We start from the raw sequence: 18,419 nt of genomic DNA, 5'->3' as shown, positions 1-18,419 counted from the left end.
TCAGCCACCCTGCACCACCACCCGGTACCGGGCACGCGACCACACCCACGCGCAGAGCCCGGCGAGAACGAGGATCCACAGCGCCTGGACGCCGAGCGCCGTCGCCAAGCCGCCGGGCGGACGTCCGAAGTAGACGGCGAGCGGGGTGTAGGTCGCGGCCTGGAAGGGCAGGGCCTTGGCGATCGCCTGCAGCCAGCCCGGCATGAACCACAGCGGGACGATGGCCCCCGACATGAACGTCCGGACGACGTAGAACGCCATGCCGATCCCGCCCACCTCCAGCGTCCAAAACGACGTCAACGACATCAGCAGGGTGATGAGCTGGGACACGCCGAAGGCGAGCAGCAGACTGACCGCGAACCCGAGGGCCGCCCCGGCGCTCGTCGGCGCCGTGAGCCCGCCCACGAGCAGGCCGGTGCCGAGGCCGACCGCGACGGCCGGCAGCGCGGCGAGGACGTGGCCGGTCTGCACCGCGAGGTTCTGGGTGAGCAGGCCGATCGGACGGGTCAGGTCGATCCCGATGAGCCCGTCTCGAACACGCGCTTGGATCGACCAGAACGGCGCCGTGTGCAGCGCCGCGGCGATGGTGAGCCCCAGCACCGCGTATCCGACAGCCGTGTGGACGTCGGTCCCCGCGACGGGGTCCTGCCGGCCGGCGTAGATGGCGCGCCAGACCACGCTGTAAAGCACGATCTGCAGCGCCAGCACGAGCAGGGACAGCAGGGTCGACGTCCGGTACGCCCACGGCGTGAGGACGCCGATGCGCACCTGGCTGAGGACTCGACGCAGCGTGATCATGACGCGACCATCTCCGGCAAGCCGCGCTGGGTGTAGATCTGGCTGATGACGGCCTCGAGTCGGGGCTCGACGACGGAGAGGTCGACCACCGGGTAGGCCGCCGTCACAGCGGAGATGATCTCCGGCGCCTTCACCTGGTCGGAACGGAACCGCAGGGTGACGACCGGCCCGTCCCGCTTGACCTGGTCGGCGCTCGCCACCACGACGTCGGACGGCTCGGCCAAGGTGACCACGAGGTCCCGATACGGCGCGTAGCGGGCCATGAGCTCGGCGAGCCCGCCGTCGTAGAGCACCCGGCCGTGGTCGATGAGGATGATCCGCCGGCACAGCTGCTCGACGTCCTCCAGGTCGTGGGTGGTGAGGATGACCGTGGTGCCCAGCTCGGCGTTGATGTGGGCGATGAACTCGCGGATCCGCTGCTTCGCGACGACGTCCAGCCCGACCGTAGGCTCGTCGAGGTAGAGCAGACGTGGTTGGTGGAGCATCGCCGCCGCGAGGTCCCCGCGCATCCGCTGGCCCAGCGACAGCTGCCGCACCGGGGTGTCGAGGAACTCCGCCATGTCGAGCAGCTCCACGAGCTCCCGCTGACGTCGCTCACCTTCCGCGCTGGGGACGCCGTAGAGGTCGCGTAGCGCCCGGAACGACTCACGCAGCGGCAGGTCCCACCAGAGCTGGCTGCGCTGGCCGAACACGACCCCGATGTTGAGCGCGTTCGCCTTGCGCTCGCGTGCCGGGTCGCGACCCGCGACCGTGACGGTCCCGGCCGTGGGGGGGGGGAGGATGCCGGTGAGCATCTTGATCGTCGTGGACTTGCCGGCGCCGTTGGGCCCGAGATAGCCGACGAGCTCGCCGCTGTCGATGTCGAACGACACGTCGTCGACCGCCCGGATCACGTCGTACTCGCGGCTGAAGAACGTGCGAAGCCCGCCGAACCGGCCGGTGATCCGCTTGACTCGGCGGAACTCCTTGACGAGTCCCGCCACGTGCACGAGGGAACGGTGTGCTGAAGGCTCACGTGCGTCCTGGAGCGGTGACACGCGGCATGCTGGCAGGTCCCGTCCGGACCCCGCAAGCTGATTTGGGACTTGACTACCTGGTGCCGGCGCCGGGAAGGCCGCCTTGCAGGCCGGCGAGGAAGTACTTGGACAGGAAGACGAACAGCAGCAGCAGCGGGATGCTGGCGATGGCGTAGCCGGCGAACAGGGGTCCGTACTCGGTCGCGTTCTGGGTCTGGAAGAACTGCAGCCCGGCGGAGACGGTGCGCAGGTGGTTCTCGGTGACGGTGAGCAGCGGCCAGAAGAAGTCGTTCCAGACGCCGATGACCGTCACGAGAGCGATGGTGCCGACCACCGGAAGCGACAGCGGGAGCATGATCGAGACGAACATGCGCGGACCGCCCGCCCCGTCGACGCGAGCGGCGTCGAACAGCTCCTGGGGGATCTGCTCGACGAACGTCTTCAGCAGCAAGGTTCCGAGGACGGCTCCGCCGACGATGTGCGGGATGGCCAGCACGATCCGGGTGTTGAGCAGGCCGAGATCGCGCATGAGGACGAACATCGGGATGAGGCTGGCGATGCCCGGCACCATGAGCAGTGCCGCCACCAGCCCGAAGAGCACCTTCCGGCCGACGAAGGCGTAGCGGGCGAAGACGAACGCCGCGATCGTGCACAGGGCTAGCGAGCCGAGGATGGAGATCGCGGCGACGGTGATCGACGTCACGAAGTAGGGCTGGATCTGGTTCCAGGCTCGCGCGTAGTTCTCGACGTGCAGCGGCAGCGTGGGCAGCCACCACGACTCGTAGTACTGCTGGTTCGTCTTGAACGACGTGATGAGCATGAACAGGAACGGGAACAGCCCGACGAACACGAGGAGCCCGAGCACGAGCTGGATCACCAGCTGGGTGCGGCGGTGCCGACGTCGGCGTCGCTCGGCACCCGACGACCGGCTCGCGAACGTGGCCGGTCGGGTGGCGCGGTGCCGGGCGCCCGACAGCGATCGTGGCGACGACTCAGAGCGGACGGACATCGGTTCGGTCTTCCCTGCGTACGTAGACGATGACGATGCTGAGCGCGATGGTCATGACGAACAGCGTGGTCGACAGCGCCGCGGCGTAGCCCCAGTCACTGCCTTGGAAGGCGACGCCGAGCATGCGGAGCACCGGCACCTGGGTCGCGTTGTCGGGACCTCCCCCGGTGAGCAGGTAGGCGGCGAAGCCGTACTGCAGGACGCTGATCGTCGCGAGGAACACCAGCAGCTTGATCTGGCTGGCCATGAGGGGAAGGTCGATCACCCACAGCCGCCGCAGCCGTCCGCAGCCGTCGAGCGCCGCCGCCTCGAAGATCTCCGATGGCACGTTCTGCAGCGCGCTGAGGAAGACCAGGAACGGCAGGCCCGCGACGAACGGGAACCCGATGAACAGCAGCGACAGCAGCGCGTACCGTGGGTCGCCGAGCCAGTTCTGCGCGAGTGTCTCGAGCCCGACGCTACGCAAGACCCGGTTGATCACGCCGTTGTTCGGCTCATACATCGCGCCCCAGAGCAGCGCGGTGACGACACCGGGGAACGCCATGGGCGCGATGAGCAGGGTACGGAAGATGAACTGCGCCCGCTTGCTGTCGAGGCTGATGACGAGCTCGGCGGCGAGCAGTGGCAGGGCCCACGCGATGGTGACCCCGAAGACGAAGATGATGCCGAGGTTTCGGAACGACTTCCACCACAGGTCGTCGGTGAGCATCGTCCGGTAGTTGTCGAGCCCGATGAACACCGACTCGAAGCCAGGCCTCCACTCGTAGAAGGAGAACCAGATGCCACTCGCCGCCGGGTAGTAGGCGAACACCGCGAGGGTGGCGAAGAGGGGCAACAGCGCGACGTAGGCGTACCAGGGGAAGCGTTTGCGCCACGTCCTCATCCGACCTCCTGCGACCGCCCGTACCGCGCGCCGACCCGGGTGAGCTCCAGGCCAGGCGTGCTGGCGGAGCCGACGTCACGCGGGCTCAGCTCTTCGCCCAGGGCTCGTCGTCCCACCCGTTGTCCTTGACCGCTTGCCGCGCTCCCTTGATCCACAGGTCTTGGAGATACTCCTGCTGCTCGGCGAGGGACTTGGTGCCCAGCAGCCATCCCTCGTAGAGGGCGAGGCCGGGAACACCTGGCGGACCACCCGGCATCCCGAGTGGGATGGAGTCACCCCACGTTCCCTCGGCGAACGCGCTGGTCTCCTCCGCGCCCTCGGCGCCCTTGACGGCGGAGATCCCGCCCGTCGCCTCCAGCCACGGCTGGATGTGCTCGGGCGTGCTGACGAACTGGAGGAACTTGATGGCGGCCTCGAGCTTCTCGCCTTTGACCGTTGACGGAATCATGTAGCTCGTGCCGCCGACGCTCGCGCCGAACCTCGCCGGAGCCCCATTGGCCAGGGGTGTCGACTCGGTGGTGATCTGGGGGAACGGCATGCTGGCGAACTCGAACGGCACGTCTTGCAACGCGCTCACGCCGAAGTTGACGCCCCACGCCATCGCGGCCTTGCCGGCGGCGAAGTCACGCAGACCCACCACCGCGCCGTTGAGCCCTTCGGTGTTGCCCGACCAGTTCTTGTCGACGCAGGCGTCCCACAGGCGCTTGAGCAGCTTGTGGGCCTCGACCACCTCCGGTGTCTTCGTCGTGAGCTCGCCGGTCAGGACGGCCCGGGTCAGCGCCTTGCCCGACACGATCGGCGCGCCGGTGGACGAGGTGGCTTTCCCCGGTTCGCCGTCGGTGGTGTAGACGTTGAGCCGGTCGACGTGCTTGTCGAGGAGCATCCCGGCGATGGTGGCCATCGTCCAGCCCGGTCCGAGGTCGGACCGGTCCATCGCCAAAGGCGTGTAGCCGGCGGCGGAGAGCTTGGTGCAGCCGTCGATGAGGTCCTCGAACGTCTCGAAGGGTGCGGTCACACCGGCTTTGCTGAAGGCGTCTTTGTTGTAGAACAGGCCGATGCCGACCAGGTTGAACGGGATGAACTCGATCTTCCCCTCGGCGTTCATGCTGGCCGGGTTGCCGAAACCGAAGTACCGCTCGTGGAAGACGTCGATCCACCGCTCGCTGCCCGGCCCTTCCTTGATGAAGGGGTTCGGCTTCTTCAGGTACTCGTCGAGCGCGTGCACCATGTACGGCTGATGCGGGGCCTGGTTGAACACCAGCTCCGGCGCCGTCCCCGCGGACAGGTGGGTCGAGATCGTCTGGGAGAAGCTGTTGAGCGGCAGGACGACGGTCTTGACCTTGATGCCGGTCTCCTTCTCGAAGGCGGCGACCAGGTCCTCCCACGGCTTGCCGAACGACGAGCCGCTGTCGTTCCACTGGTTCGGACCCTCGAGGGTGATGGTGATGCCGGACCCGTCACCCGATCCGCCGCCCGACTGGTCGCCGCCCCCGCATGCCGCGACGGCCAGGGTGAGCGCGATGGTTCCAGCGAGGAGTCGCGCGGCAGCGGGGCCGCGTGCCGTCCGCCTCGAGCCTCGTGCCAGCATGCGAAACGTCCTTTCGCTGAATCCATACCGCTCGACGAGCGGGAATGGATCGTTTCAAGCAAAGTGCCCGGAATTGTGACGCCGTCACGTGGGCGTGTCAACGGTTCGACATCCTCGTGAACGAATTCCTCGAGCACCTGTCGATACGGGGCACGCGGCCTTCGTTCGCGTGTCGGTCTGGTGCTCCGGACATCACGAAGGGCTGCGGGCCGTGCCCGAACCGGCCACCCACCTGGCGGCGTCGAGCGCACAGTTCACTCGCGCTAGTCAGGTGCACACCTCATCGGAACGCCTCCGGGTGGAACCAGCGAGCGATCTCCTCCAGCCCGTCGGCGATGTGGGCACCGCCCACGCCGTAGGCCTTGGGACGAGACCGCCGGGCGCGGTGGGCGCCCGGCGGCCGTCACGGAGGAGTGGGGTCGATCACGGACGCGACGCTGACCGCGCCGCCAGTCGCGCGTCGAGCGCGTCGAAATCCGGCACGAACCACACGTGGCCGGCCCTGTCGGACTCGTGGACGAACGCGCGCAGCGCGGAGCTCGCCGCGAGGTAGGAGGAGACGTCTCCGACGATCGCGAGCAGCACCTTGTAGGTGGTGAACTTCTGCACCACCTCCCCCGCGACACCGGTGCTCAGCGAGAAGAACCGCTCGTCCAGGCGAACCGTCGGAACCGCCACCACCTCGGCGCCGCGGAAGGTGGCACCGATGAGCTCGAGCGCGTCGTTCGCGCTCGAGATCCGTGGACCGTCGGGGTCACAGACCAGGACCGGGACACCGGCTCGTACCTGGATCACGTCTGTCATCATCAGCCTCCCGTGCGAGCAGGTCTACGAGGCTGGCACGAGACTCGCGCGAGCGGTACTGGTTTTTCCTCAGGGTGGTGTCAGCCAGGCCAGGACAGGACAGGCGCCTGCGACCGAGCGAACACCGAACGGGGCAAGAGGCGCAGGGCGGTGTTGCGCAGAAGCACCGCAGGGCGTGCCGACCATTGCGCCACGGCCCCGACCTGACGGGACCGACGGGCGATCGTCTGCGCGCGGGGACGCCGCGCCTCGTCGTAGGCCACCATGGCGTGCTCGACGTCCCCCGCAGCCGGGCGTTCCAGGTCGAGACAGTCGCCGAGCACCACGGCGTCCTCCAGCGCCTGGCACGCGCCCTGGCCGAGGTCCGGCGTCATCGCGTGCGCCGCGTCGCCGAGGAGGACCACCCTCCCGGATACGTAGGAGGACAGCGGCGGCAGGTCGTAGATGTCGTGGTAGAGGAGGTCGCTGTCGTCGACCGCGTCGAGCAGCGCGGGGATCGGCTCGTGCCAGCCGCCGAAGCGGCGACGCAGCTCCGCCAGACCGCCATGCGCGGCACCCTCCCGAGCGTTCGCGACCGCGAAGCAGTAGACGCGACCGTCCGACAGCGGCGCGTACCCGAAACGCTCGCCGCGACCCCACGTCTCGACGGCTTCGTCGACCGCCATCGGCCGGGTGAGCATGCGCCAGGCACTGTAGCCGACGTAGCGGGGAGCCGGGGCGTGCGGCCAGACGGACTGCCGCACCACGCTACGCACGCCGTCCGCGCCCACGACGAGGTCCCCCGAGGAGGAGCCTGCGGAGTGGAGGACGGTGCCGTCCGGATGTGCCGCGTGAACTGTGACGCCGGTCCGCAGCGACGCCGCGGAGAGCGCCGCGCGCAAAGCCTCGACGAGGTCGGCGCGGTGCACCACGGCGGCCGTGCCGAACCGGCGTTCGAGCTCGTCGGTGTCCGTTCGGGCCAGCCACCGGCCCGAGGTGTCCTGGATGCCACCTCGCACGCCGAGCAGCGCCCGCTGACGGACGACCTCGCCAAGCCCGAGACGGTCCAAGGCCCGCACGGCGTTCGGCCAGAGCGAGAGGCCCGCCCCCACGGCGGTGAGCTCGGCCGCCTGCTCGAGGATCTCGACCTCCCAGCCGCGCCGCTCCAAAGCCACCGCCGCGGCCAGCCCGCCGATGCCGCCGCCGACAACCACCGCCTTCATCGGTTCCGGCCGCCTCCCATCCCGGACCGGCCCACGCGACGCCTTCACGCTACGCGGGACGGGCGAAAGATCGGCACTCCCTCAGGGGCCCAAAGGGGACCCACAGAGGGGACGCCGTCCGGCGGCGATCTGTGACACGTGCGGACGACGGCCCGACGAGGGCTGGCCGGTGGCGCGGCTCAGGAGAGGATCTCGAGGCTCGACCGGCTCCGGTGACGAAGCTTGGCCAGGACTGTCCCGTCGTCCAGCCGCTTCCATCCCTCCGCCACGCCCTCGGCGTCCAGCGAGTCCACGAGCGGCAGGGAACGGCCGTCGACGCTCACGCCACGAGGGGTCGGAACGCCGACGAGCATGAGCTGGGTCGTCGCGCCGTCGTGGAAGCGCAGCGTCGCCATCAGACGCTTGCCTGTCCAGGCAGCCTCGGACACCGCCGCGGCGGTACTGAGCCGGGCGACGTCCCGGCCGTGGCGGAGCAGGACGGTCTGCACGTCGACCGGATGGCCCAGGAGCATGATCGCCGGCTTGGCGAGGCCCTCGGGGTTGATGTCGACGTTCTTGATCGGGACGTTCTCGCGGAGCTCCCACACGTCGGGATAGCCGCCCTTAGCCGGTTCCGCCGTTCGCTGCTGGTGCATGGCGCTGACCACGATGCCCTCGGCGACCTGCCGCCACGGGAAACGAACCTGGCGGCCACCGGCGTCGACGAGCTCGAGGAGGAAATAGGCGTAGACGAGGCCGTTCCACTGGACCACGCGACCGAACCACGGGAGCACGAACGCCGTCGCCCCGAAGACGGGGATCGACCCGTAGGGAAGCATCGGCCGCTCCGGGTCAGACCACGCGTAGAGGAAGGGCAGGCCGGTGCGAGCCCAGTACTCCGCGCGGCGGAGGTAGGTCGTACGCCCGGTGAGCCGGTAGGCCTCGGTGAAGGCGCCCACCCCGTACGCGGAGGCGAGCACGTCCGGCGTGTGCACCGGAACCTCCCAGGTCTGCGCCGCGCGAGGCACCGCGAACTTCTCCAGGTAGGCGACGGCGCGCATGCCGGCGTCCAACGCGTCCGGGTCACCGGTGAGCCGGGCGTAGCGCAGCAGCCGCTGGGCCGGGGTGGCGGTGAGGCCGGATCCCTCCGCGCCGGGCTCCCCGAGACGCTGCCGCGCCGGGTCGTCGCCGGGGTCGAAACGCCAGCTCCCGTCCTCCCATTGGGTCGCCCGGAGCTCCGCCATCTGCTCGCGCCAGCGTGGCAGGGCGGCCTCGAGGTGACCGAGGTAGAACGGCGCGTGGAACATCGTGATGTGCGCGCCGTCGAGGTCGCCGAGCGCGTCTGGGCCGTTCACCTCGAGCACGTTGTCGACGAACTCCCGCACCCGCCCGAAGGCAGCGGCGCGCTCGTCCGGGTCGGCGGCGAGCAGCCCGGCGATCTGGAGGACGGCGGCGAGCGGAACGAACGGCTTCGGCTCCCACCCGTAGACGTGCGGCCAGCCCTTGACCTCCGGCACCCAGTACGACGTGACGTAGGCGTGACGGACGAGCGCGAGCTCCTCCTCCCACGAGAACGGCTTCTCGGCCGGCGCGGGGAGGCCGTGGACGGCGTACCAGTGCTCGACCGCCCGGAGCACGTCACCGGTCGCCTCCGCCACGATCTCCGCCTCGACGCGGAGGGTGCGTCCAGCCGCCGCGCGGTAGGGCGTCGCGGTGGCCCAGCCTGCGTTCTCGTCCACGAAGTCGGGCACGTCGGGCACGAACAGCGTCAAGGCGTGGTTGTCCTGCCCGTCGATCCAGTTGGGGGAGGCGAACCGGGGCGTGGGGTGGCGACGGACCCCGTCCCAGGTCTGGTTGGTGTCCCACTGCAACGAGACCAGAGCGCCGTCCTTGACGACCGCCATCAGGGGGACGGTCACCTTGAGCGGGTGTGGTGTCGGACGCAGGTTGTGCGGCGGGTCGGCGTCGAGCGTGCTCGACGACCGCTCACCGGCGACCAGCCACTCCAAACCCGGGAAGAGCGCCATGTCCTGCTCCCCGCCGAAGCTGCGCTCCCCTGCGGTCAGGGACGCCGCGCGGAAGGCGAGCAGGTCGCTGTCACGGTCCGGGGTCACCTCGTACGAGGTGCGCACGAACGCGTCGTCGCCCCCGAGCTGGTAGGTCAGTCGCACGCTCCAGGTCGTGCCGGCGCTGTCACGCACCCGACCGGTGAGGAGGACCGACGCCGGATCGCCCCGGCGCAGCGTCGCGTGGTCGGGAACGACGGGCAGCAGCTCCGGACCCGTTGTTCCTCGCGCCAGGACCCAGGTCAGAGGCTGGCTCGTGGCGAGCGAACGCCAGCGCTTGTGCGCACGGATGTCAATGCGTCCTTGCGAGTAGCCAGACGGGCCCTCGAGCAGCACGAGCCTGACCGTCGGGTTCTGCAGGTGGACGTGGCCGGCCTCGTCCCGGAAGACCTTGACACCGTGGGCCGACCAGTGGTCGGCGAGGTCCGCGTCGGGAACGGCGGGGATGAGCGCGCCGAACTGGAAGGGCGCGTCGGGTGCCCGCAGCTCGATCGTCGCGGTGCCTGGCGTCGCCGTCGTGACCCGCGCGGTCCAGCGCAACGCCGCCTCGTCACCGGGCGCCAGGGAGGGCAGCGACGTCTCGAGGTCGCCCTCGGTCAGCTCCACGCCGTCCGGAAGCGTGAGGTGGACGGGGAACGCCGCAGCGGCGTCGCCACCCACGTTGCTCACCGTTGTCGACAGGTCGAGGCTCTCACCCGGCCGAACCGAGCCCCGCGAGACACCCGGGATGCTGGCGGCGAGCCGCGGCCCGAGCTGCTCGACCCGCAGCCAGTCGATCTCCAGCACCGCCCCCTCGCTCGCGGCGGGTTCGACGTCGAGTCGGATGGTGGTGACGGTTCCGTCGCGCCAGTGCTGGTTGAGGGCGCCCAGGTCGAGGGTCAGCTCGTGGAACTCCCCGTCCATCGGCAGGTCGATCCGGATGTTCTTGTCCTCCGCCAGCGTGGGCGACTCCACGGTGGCGAAGTACAGGCCAAGGCGGTCCGCCCCAGTGCCCCTCGCCCGGATCCGCAGGAGCCGGTCCCGCTGCCCGGCCAGCTCGACTGGCGGCGCGAAGAAGTAGGGGTCGAATCCGGTCACGGTCACCCGCAGGACGCCGTCGGCGACCTCGAGGGGCGCCACGCCATTGGCGGCCTGCCAGCCCTCGGTGTCGCCATCGGTGTCGAAGTCCCACGAGATCGCGGTGCCCGTGGACACCGCTGGTTGGACGAAGAGGCCAAGCGCGGGGTCGAACTCCCACCCGCTGTCGGCCGAAAGCCCGTGCCTCGCCCGCGCCGTCGTCGCCGTGGTCGCCGACGAGGCGAGCGCGGGACTGGTGAAGAAGCCGTTGACGAGCACGGCCACCGCGCCCACACCGGACCAGTGCAGCACGCGGCGTCGGGTCGGCTGGAACCGCGAGGAGGACTGTCGGTGCTCGGTCATGGCTGGTGACCTTCCTGAGCGAGCTTTCCGGACGGACAGGTGGTCTGGCCAGGCACCCAGGACGGCTCAGGTGCCGGGATCGAAGACCGCGATCGCGCGGGGTGGTCGAAGGTGGAGGGCGACGTCGAACGTGCCCGGGAGCTCCCAGCCGAGGTTGAACGTCGTGATCCTCAGCTGGTCCAGTCGCGTGTGGGGGAGGTAGCCGCGCTCCTGGGCGACGGCGAAGGCGTGATGCATGAACGGCACCAGGTCCGCCGAGCAGGTGTGCCATCGACCGTCGCCGACGCCGCGACGCCAGAAGGCCGACCCGGGCATCGTGGCGATGAACTGGTTCGTCTGCCCCGTGTGGCCGGAGTCCTCGGCGTAGTAGGCGGGCGGAATCTCGTAACGGTTGTCGAACACCGGCACGCCGAACCACACCAGGCTCCCGTAGTCGGGCGAGTCGACGTCACGGTTCTGGACGGTGAAGTAGGCGGTCACCTGGGCGGCGTGCAGGCTCGGATCGTAGGTGTCCGGGGTCATCCGGTTGACCACGCGGGGAACGCGGACGCTGAGACCGAACCGGAGCTGGGCCAGGTCGACCAGGCGGACCCCCTCGACACCCCACACCTGTTCGATGAGCAGGTGAGGCCAAGGTTCGCCCGCTTGGTGGGGACGCTCGTACTCCGCGCTCGCCATCGCCTCCAGCCACAGGTCACCGTTCTCGCCACGGATCACCCGCTTGGCCGGGCTCTCGTAGCCGACTCCGGCGAACGTCAGCCCTGGCACCGAGCCGGCCTGATACTGGCGCACCGGACTGTCCGCGATGCTGTGTCTGGTCCACCACTCGGCCAGCCGCCAGCGTGGCGTGCCGCCAGGACGACCGAAGTCGAGCACGGTGCGCGGCACATCGCTCGGCACGACCGGCATGAGGTGGAAGCCGTGCTCGAACCGGCGGTCGTCGAACAGGTGCCGCCCGCCGGTCGCGTGAGCTGGGGTGACGGCAGTGCTGGTCAGAAGGCCGGCGAGAGGGATGGCGAGAGGGAGGGCCGCTGCGGCGGACACGAACAGCCGTCGACGCATGTCCCGGATCGCCTTTCGCTCAAGGGCTCCCGTGGTGTGCCGTGAGCGTCATGAGGGACGGCGAGCCCGTCAACGGCACTTCACGTCCGTGAACCGGCCCGTTCGTCTGGGAAACGTTCTTGTGGGACGTCAGAGCGCGGCGGCCGGTGGGGCCACGAGTTGGTGATCGTGGCCGGATCGAGCGCTGCTTGTTCCGACTCGGGAGGGATGACAAAGCCTGGAGTGTGCCCGTCGGCGTCCAGGACGACTCGCTGGTGCGCTGGGACAGCGTGTCAGCGCGAGACGTGGGGCGAGGAGCAGGCAAACGAAAGGGGCGGAGGAGCCGGGCCCGCGCTCGCGGTTCCAGCTCCTCCGCCCACGGAGACCGCCTGGTGGCTGGGGCCACCTGTCGACGGATCAGAGCTTCGCGTCGCCCGCCGCCTCGGCCTCGGCCTGCGCGTCCGCACGACGCTCCGCCGCCTTCGCCGCGAGCTCGGCGGCACGGTCCTGCGGGGCCGACGCGCGCAGCGCGGCCGGAGCGGGCAGGTCGACGAACTGTCCGGAGACGGTGCCACGGACGCGGTTGTTCTCACCCGTGGGAGCTGGGTCGTTGCCCTCACCCGAGAGGTTGCCGCGGATGATGTTGTTGCTCACCACGATCGTGGCGGTGTTGTTGGAGATGTCGAGGTTCTTGTCCCAGTAGCTGGCGCCCTCGCAGGTCGTGACGGGGCCGTTCGCGCCGATCTGCAGGATGTAGGAGTTCCCGCTGTAGCTCGCGGACCCGTAGATCTCGCTCTCGCAGAACACCGCACCGTCGGGGTTGTTGGTGACGGTGAGCGCCTTGTTCAGCGTCGAGTCGTAGATGTCGGTGTAGCGGGTGCCGTCGGTGACCACCGCACCGCCGATGGTGGCGCCGTCGAACAGCACCTCGCCCGGGACGCTCGCCTGGACCTTTCCAGCGACCTCCGAGCCGACGACGTAGATGAATCCCTCGTACGGGCTGCCCTCGTCGGCGCTCGCGTTCACCGCGCCACCGACCTCGCTGCTGTCGAGGTAGGTGCCGAACGCGTTCTTCGCGCGGATCGGACCCGTGATCGTGGTGTCGGTGGCGTCGAAGTAGGCGTTCTCGTTCACCACCACCGAGCCCTTGAGGGTCCCGCCGGTCACGATCAGGTCGGCACCCGCCTGCACGCGAACATTGCCCTCCACGGTGGTCCCGTCCAGCCAGCAGGTCTTGCCAGCGGGGACGACGAGGTCACCGGGAACGGTCACGGCTCCGCCTTCCCCGACACAGCGGGTGACCAGATCGGCGTTGGCTGGCGCCGCCAGGGCGATGGCACCCCCCGACGCGAGCAGCGTGGTGGCGGCCAGTGCTCTCCGCAGCTTCATCTGTGTGGTCCCTCCCAAGGACGGTCCGAAGCGCTCCGGGCCGGGCGGGCGCGGAGCTTTGATCATCCTGGCGGAACCAACGGTGCAGGAGAGACTTTTTCGGGAGGTTCCGGGGCCGGAATCGGACCGGGTCCGATGTCTGAACGGCAGGTGCCCTGGCCGGATACGGCCAGGGCACGGCCGCACGGAGACGTCGTGACCTCGCCGTTCAGGCGGTGGCCGCCTCGTCGCACGGGAACGTGTCGGCCGCTTCCCCTGTCTGCTCCCGAGGCTCCTCACGAGGAGCGCTCGGTCGTCTGTTCCGAGGGGCGACCCGCACGCCCTTGAGCACCTCGGGACGGATCCGGACGAACACGCAGTCCTCACCCGGGAGCCAGCAGCGCAAGGGCAGCTTCGACAGGCGGGAGATCTCCTCGTCGTCGGTCACCACCTCGACCACACCGACGGCGGACACGGTCCACCCGCCGTGGTCGGGGTCGGCCGCCACCTCGTCGGCGCAGAAGCCCACGACCGTGCCCTGGGCCGCGACGGCGAGGGCGGAGCCGATACCCGCCCGAATGACGATGCAGTCGTCCACCAGCGCGAAGCGTGCCGGCTCGACGGTCGGGAGAGCCTGATCCGTCAAGGCGACGCGACCGATGGACGTCTGCCTGAGCAGGCGCAGGCACTCGCCCGGGTCGAGCGTCTCCACCCCGTCACGCGTCAGCACGGTTCGTCCTTTCCGGAAGCAGCCACCATCCGGCGCTGTTCGGCGGCAGCTTCTCGTCGACGTCGGGGTGGCTGGCGAGCAGCAGCTCCCCCTGCACAGGCACCGCGACGGGCCGGTCGGAGCAGTTGACGACGCAGGCGATCCGGTCACCCCGGAGGAAGGCGAGCACGCCGTCCTCGGTGGGCAGCCAGCGCAGACCGGACGCGTCCATCGACAGCTCCGGCACCGTCCGCCGCAGGGTGATCGCCTGGCGGTACAGGTGGAGCATCGAGGTGCGGTCCAGCAGCTGCCGGTCGACCGCGAGCTCGGCGAACCACGTCGGCTGGGCCAGCCACGGAGTGGCCGACTCCGCCACCGAGAAGCCGAGTGTCGGGGCCGTCCCCGCCCACGGCAGCGGAACCCGGCAGCCGTCCCGGCCGGCGCGCGCGCCCTTGGTGCGGTGGAACATGGGGTCGGTCCGCAGGCTGGCCGGAATGTCCACGACCTCGGGCAGGCCGAGCTCCTCGCCCTGGTAGAGGTACGCCGCCCCAGGGAGGGCCAGCATCAGCAGCGCGGCGGCCCGGGCCCGGGCGGTGCCGAGCTCGACGTCACCGGGGTGGCCGCCGGGCATACCGCCGGCGTACCGGGTGACCACGCGGGGCTGGTCGTGGTTGTTCAGCACCCAGGTGACGGCCGAGCCGGACCGGGCGATGGTGTCGAGCGCCTTGTCGATGACGCCGCGAAGGTCCGCGTGACCCCACGCCGCCTGGAGGAACGGGAACAAGAACGTCTGGTGCAGCTCGTCGGGCCGCTGGTAGAGCGCCAGCTGGTCGGGGTCGAGCACGCCGACCTCACCGATGAGCACGCGCTCCCGTCCGGTCGCGGCGGTGAACTCCTCCGCGATCCGGCGCCACGACCGCCACACGTCGTGGACCTCGGGCTGGTTCCAGGCGTACGGGTTGATCGGGTTGCCGGTCAGCTCGTCCGCCATGGCGTCCTGGTGGTCCGGAAGCCCGGCGCGCTTGTGCAGACCGTGCGCGACGTCGATCCGGACGCCGTCCACGCCGCGCGCGAACCAGAAGCGCAGGACGTGCTCGAAGTGGGCCGCGACGTCAGGGTGCCGCCAGTTGAAGTCGGCCTGCTCGGGGGCGAAGGTGTGCAGGTACCACTGGCCGGGCGAGCCGTCGGGCTCGGTGATCCGCTGCCAGGCGGGCCCGCCGAAGATCGACCGCCAGTTGTTCGGCGGTAGCTCGCCGTTGGGGCCCCGGCCGTCGGCGAAGTGGAACCGCTCCCGCTCAGGGCTGCCCGGGCCGGCCGCGACCGCCGCCTTGAACCAGGGGTGCTCGATCGAGCAGTGGTTCGGCACGATGTCGATGATCACCCGCATGCCGAGCCGGTGCGCGTCGCTGACGAGCCGGTCGAAGCACTCCAGGGTCCCGTGCTCGGGGTCGACGTCGAGGTAGTCGGCGACGTCGTAGCCGTGGTCGTGCTTGGGGGAGGGGTAGAACGGGTTCAGCCACAGCCCGTCGACGCCGAGCCAGGCGAGGTAGGGCAGCTTGGCCCGCACGCCTTCGAGGTCCCCGATGCCGTCGCCGTTGGCGTCGTGGAAGCTGCGCACGTAGACCTGGTAGATCACCGCGTCCCGCCACCAACCGGGCGCGACGAGGTCCGGAGCGGTGACGGCGGTGCTAGGGGCCGCCTGGGGGACCGCTCGGGGCGTCGCGGGCGCACGGTCGGCGATGACACCGGTCGTCGCGTCCAGGGTCGGCGACGCGGTCGGGTCGACGTGGGCTTGTGGCCTCAGCTGGTCCGTCGTGACCCGGCTGGTTCCGATCGTCGTGGGAGTGATCTTCGGAGGCATGGTGTGGGACTTAGGTCATGCTTCTTTGGCCCGATCGCCCCACCGTCCTCCAGGCCCAGGTACTGAGCCATCGGGACTCCTACCAGGTTCGGTACCGAGTTTTGTGGCCGAGGCCCTACGTGGTGCCGGGCCCAAGGTCCCGGCCCCCCATCCCGACGCGGGTTCGCGAGCATTGCCGGACTCGTCACGCCCAGGACCGCGGCCGTCGGCCAGGACCTAGGGCCCCCTGGACCACTGGCGAGACCCCGTACGTGTGGTTGCGTACGGCTGGGGCAGCTTGTCCGGGCGGCTGGCTTCTGCGGTCGGTGCCGTGCCCGCGCTAGTCCCGTTCGGCGAGCTGCTGCTCCTGCTGAGCGGACCAGGCGGCGATCTGCGCTCGCGACGTAAATCCCAGCTTGACGAGAATGTTCTCGACGTGGCTCTCCGCCGTACGCTGGGAGATCACCAGCTGGTTCGCGATCTCCTTGTTGCTGCGTCCCTGGGCGATGAGCTCGGCGACCTCCCGCTCTCGGCGGGTGAGGACGGGCTCGCCCGCCCGCTTGGCGGCCACGCGCGTGCTCCTCTGCTTGAGCCCGTAGGCGACCGCCTGCTCCAGGCTGAGCTCAGCGCCGTGCCGGAGGGCCTCCTCGTAGGCTTCCTCGCCGAGCGCCTGACGCGTCCGCTCCACACATTCGTTGTGATACCTGGCCAAGTACCCATAGCTGGGCATGGACGCCCGGAGCGACTTCCGACGCGCCCCGAGGGCGCCGAGCAACCGGGCCGCCCGGTCGTAGCGGCCGTCTGTGGCGGCGATCCAGGCGGAGACCTCGAGGGCGAGAACGACGCCGAACCGGTTGTCGAGGGAGTGGTGCAGCCGCAGACTCTCCCGTACCGCTGAGGTGGCGCGCGGGGTGTTCCCACTGCGCCACGCCTCGATGCCCAGCATGACCAGCGCGTAGGCCTTGTGCCAGACGTCACCGGCCGCGTCGCAGACCTCCAAGCACTCCTGAGCGCGGCGGGTGGCGGCCTGGCTGTCACCGCGGAGGGAGTGCACGAGCACCATCCACAGCAGCGTCAGCGCGACGCCATGGCGGTCGCCGACGTCTCGCTGGGCGGCCAGCGCCTCCTCCAGGGAGGCGAGCGCCGCGTCCGGGTCGTCTCGGACGATCGCGGCATGGGCGGACAGCAGGGCGAGGTGACTCCGACTCGTGGGGTCGTCGTCGGAGGCGAAGGCTCGGGCCTGCTCGAGCGTGGCCTGAGCGGTCGCGACGTCGGAGTCGAGCACGGCGAGCCAGCTCCTCGCCCACAAGGCGCGGAGCCGCTCGACGCTCGGCTCGGTGGCCTCCGCGAGCACGCGGTCAAGCCAGCGCCGGCCTTCGTCCATGGCGGCGTCGGTGAGCCAGAGGTAGAGGAGGTCGGCGGCGAGCCGGAGGCCGGCGTTCTGGTCGTCGCCGGGTTCGGTCAGGCAGTGCTCGAGGGCCGCGCGGAGGTTCGCGCGGTCGAGCTTGAGCCGTCGAATCCACGCGAGCTGGTGGGGTCCGAACGCTTCCCTCGCGGCAAGCTCGGCCAGCCGTTGGTAGTGCTGGCGGTGCCTGCGCCGGATCGTGGCTTCCTCTCCCGTCTCGACCAGTTGGTGCCGGCCGTACTGGCGGAGCGTCTCGAGCATGCGGTACCGCGCCCGCCCGTCCTGCTCCTCTCGCAAGATGATCGACTTGTCGATCAGGTCGGCGAGCACGACCACGACCTCCTCGGTTGGAAGGTCGTCGCCGCCGCAGACCGCCTCGGCCGCCTCCACGTCGAAGCTGCCGGCGAACACTGACGCGCGAGCCCACAGGAGGCGCTCTCTCGGCGTGCAGTGCTCGTAGCTCCACTCCACCATGGCCCGCAGGCTTCGGTGACGTGGTGGGACGTTGCGCGGACCGCCGCTCAGCAAGGTGAGCTGGTTGTCCAGCCGCTCGAGGAGCTGCTGTGGTTCCAGGGTTCGCACCCACACCGCGGCGAGCTCGATGGCCAGGGGAACCCCTTCCAGGCGCCGGGAGATCTCGACCACGGCTGGGGTGTTCTCCGGCGTGAGGGTGAAGTCGTGCCGGGCGGCTTGGGCTCGCTCGACGAACAAGGTGACGGCGTCGTACTGCTGGATGGTCTCCGGTGTGGGGGTCTCGTCGGGAGCAGGCAGGGAGAGCGGAGGAACCGTCATCGTCTGCTCCGCGGCGAGGTTGAGCCGCTGCCTGCTGGTGGCGAGGACGCGCACGTGCGGGGTGGCCTTGAGGAGGGCATCGACCAGGTCGGCCGCCTCCGCCAGCACGTGCTCGCAGTTGTCCAGAATCAGCAATGCGTGCCGGTCGGCGAGGAAGTCCACGATCGCCGCGAAAGGGTCGGGGCGGCTTGGCCCAGGGCCGAGCACGGCCTCCGCGACGGTCTCGGCCACCGAGCACGGCGTGGCGGACTCACCCACGTCGACGAAGAAGACCCCGTCGGGGAACGCGCGTTGCAGACTGGTGGCCACGTGCAGAGCGAGCCGCGTCTTGCCTACGCCACCGACGCCGGTGAGGGTGACCAAGCGGGAGCGTGAGAGCAGGCGCTTGACCTCGGCCAGCTCGTGTCGTCGGCCGATGAAGTGACCCGTCTCCGCGGGGAGGTTCCCTACCCGCGATCGACCGGTGCTCACCGCCATAGCGGAACCACCCTCGATTGTTC

The 18,419-nt window shown here is 70.0% G+C and carries 13 protein-coding genes; all 13 read right to left on the bottom strand.

Translation table 11 applies throughout. The features are described 5' to 3' along the window. The 13 genes from DFJ64_RS08295 to DFJ64_RS08235 all read right to left on the bottom strand — a co-directional run bounded on the left by DFJ64_RS08295 (position 1) and on the right by DFJ64_RS08235 (position 18,396). Positions 1–798, bottom strand: coding sequence for an ABC transporter permease (locus DFJ64_RS08295; protein ID WP_115849935.1), 798 nt, complete (start codon positions 796–798; stop codon positions 1–3). Further along, positions 795–1,781 (bottom strand): ABC transporter ATP-binding protein, encoded by a 987-nt coding sequence (locus tag DFJ64_RS08290; protein ID WP_115851923.1) that lies wholly within the window; start codon positions 1,779–1,781, stop codon positions 795–797. Before DFJ64_RS08290 ends, DFJ64_RS08295 begins: the two co-directional genes overlap by 4 nt. A 106-nt stretch (positions 1,782–1,887) precedes the next feature. Further along, on the bottom strand, positions 1,888–2,823 hold the full coding sequence (locus tag DFJ64_RS08285) for a carbohydrate ABC transporter permease (protein ID WP_115849934.1): 936 nt from the start codon (positions 2,821–2,823) through the stop codon (positions 1,888–1,890). After that, positions 2,807–3,706, bottom strand: coding sequence for a carbohydrate ABC transporter permease (locus DFJ64_RS08280; protein WP_115849933.1), 900 nt, complete (start codon positions 3,704–3,706; stop codon positions 2,807–2,809). The genes DFJ64_RS08285 and DFJ64_RS08280 overlap by 17 nt, the downstream gene beginning before the upstream one ends. Positions 3,707–3,791: 85 nt before the next feature. Further along, positions 3,792–5,294 carry an ABC transporter substrate-binding protein gene (locus tag DFJ64_RS08275; protein WP_115849932.1) on the bottom strand — a complete coding sequence of 501 codons (1,503 nt, stop codon included), beginning with the start codon at positions 5,292–5,294 and terminating at the stop codon, positions 3,792–3,794. 423 nt (positions 5,295–5,717) lie between these two features. Next, complete coding sequence (locus tag DFJ64_RS08270; RefSeq protein ID WP_115851922.1) at positions 5,718–6,098, bottom strand: DUF4180 domain-containing protein; 381 nt, start codon at positions 6,096–6,098, stop codon at positions 5,718–5,720. A gap of 80 nt (positions 6,099–6,178) precedes the next feature. After that, entirely contained in the window at positions 6,179–7,300 is a 1,122-nt protein-coding gene (locus tag DFJ64_RS08265; RefSeq protein WP_115849931.1) for an FAD-dependent monooxygenase, read from the bottom strand. 179 nt (positions 7,301–7,479) lie between these two features. Further along, complete coding sequence (locus DFJ64_RS08260; RefSeq protein ID WP_115849930.1) at positions 7,480–10,764, bottom strand: DUF11 domain-containing protein; 3,285 nt, start codon at positions 10,762–10,764, stop codon at positions 7,480–7,482. Between the two features lie 66 nt (positions 10,765–10,830). Then, entirely contained in the window at positions 10,831–11,826 is a 996-nt protein-coding gene (locus tag DFJ64_RS08255) for a hypothetical protein (protein ID WP_115849929.1), read from the bottom strand. A 396-nt stretch (positions 11,827–12,222) separates the two neighbouring features. Next, entirely contained in the window at positions 12,223–13,194 is a 972-nt protein-coding gene (locus tag DFJ64_RS08250) for a hypothetical protein (protein ID WP_115849928.1), read from the bottom strand. 208 nt (positions 13,195–13,402) lie between these two features. Then, entirely contained in the window at positions 13,403–13,903 is a 501-nt protein-coding gene (locus DFJ64_RS08245) for a pyridoxamine 5'-phosphate oxidase family protein (protein ID WP_115849927.1), read from the bottom strand. Continuing rightward, positions 13,890–15,743 carry a glycoside hydrolase family 13 protein gene (locus DFJ64_RS08240; protein ID WP_115849926.1) on the bottom strand — a complete coding sequence of 618 codons (1,854 nt, stop codon included), beginning with the start codon at positions 15,741–15,743 and terminating at the stop codon, positions 13,890–13,892. The genes DFJ64_RS08245 and DFJ64_RS08240 overlap by 14 nt, the downstream gene beginning before the upstream one ends. 319 nt (positions 15,744–16,062) lie before the next feature. After that, complete coding sequence (locus DFJ64_RS08235) at positions 16,063–18,396, bottom strand: ATP-binding protein (protein ID WP_115849925.1); 2,334 nt, start codon at positions 18,394–18,396, stop codon at positions 16,063–16,065. Positions 18,397–18,419 lie beyond the last annotated feature (23 nt).

The organism is Thermasporomyces composti, from assembly GCF_003386795.1.
GTDB lineage: Bacteria > Actinomycetota > Actinomycetes > Propionibacteriales > Actinopolymorphaceae > Thermasporomyces > Thermasporomyces composti.
The sequence above is the reverse complement of the archived record's forward strand: the minus strand, read 5'-3'. Positions and strand labels throughout refer to the sequence as shown.

What these genes read in the sequence shown, in the direction of transcription:
- DFJ64_RS08295 (WP_115849935.1), bottom strand. Translation starts at nt 798, where the DNA reads ATGATCACGCTGCGTCGAGTCCTCAGCCAGGTGCGCATCGGCGTCCTC.
- DFJ64_RS08235 (WP_115849925.1), bottom strand. Translation starts at nt 18,396, where the DNA reads ATGGCGGTGAGCACCGGTCGATCGCGGGTAGGGAACCTCCCCGCGGAG.
- DFJ64_RS08280 (WP_115849933.1), bottom strand. Translation starts at nt 3,706, where the DNA reads ATGAGGACGTGGCGCAAACGCTTCCCCTGGTACGCCTACGTCGCGCTG.
- DFJ64_RS08240 (WP_115849926.1), bottom strand. Translation starts at nt 15,743, where the DNA reads ATGCCTCCGAAGATCACTCCCACGACGATCGGAACCAGCCGGGTCACG.
- DFJ64_RS08270 (WP_115851922.1), bottom strand. Translation starts at nt 6,098, where the DNA reads ATGACAGACGTGATCCAGGTACGAGCCGGTGTCCCGGTCCTGGTCTGT.
- DFJ64_RS08255 (WP_115849929.1), bottom strand. Translation starts at nt 11,826, where the DNA reads ATGCGTCGACGGCTGTTCGTGTCCGCCGCAGCGGCCCTCCCTCTCGCC.
- DFJ64_RS08250 (WP_115849928.1), bottom strand. Translation starts at nt 13,194, where the DNA reads ATGAAGCTGCGGAGAGCACTGGCCGCCACCACGCTGCTCGCGTCGGGG.
- DFJ64_RS08285 (WP_115849934.1), bottom strand. Translation starts at nt 2,823, where the DNA reads ATGTCCGTCCGCTCTGAGTCGTCGCCACGATCGCTGTCGGGCGCCCGG.
- DFJ64_RS08265 (WP_115849931.1), bottom strand. Translation starts at nt 7,300, where the DNA reads ATGAAGGCGGTGGTTGTCGGCGGCGGCATCGGCGGGCTGGCCGCGGCG.
- DFJ64_RS08275 (WP_115849932.1), bottom strand. Translation starts at nt 5,294, where the DNA reads ATGCTGGCACGAGGCTCGAGGCGGACGGCACGCGGCCCCGCTGCCGCG.
- DFJ64_RS08260 (WP_115849930.1), bottom strand. Translation starts at nt 10,764, where the DNA reads ATGACCGAGCACCGACAGTCCTCCTCGCGGTTCCAGCCGACCCGACGC.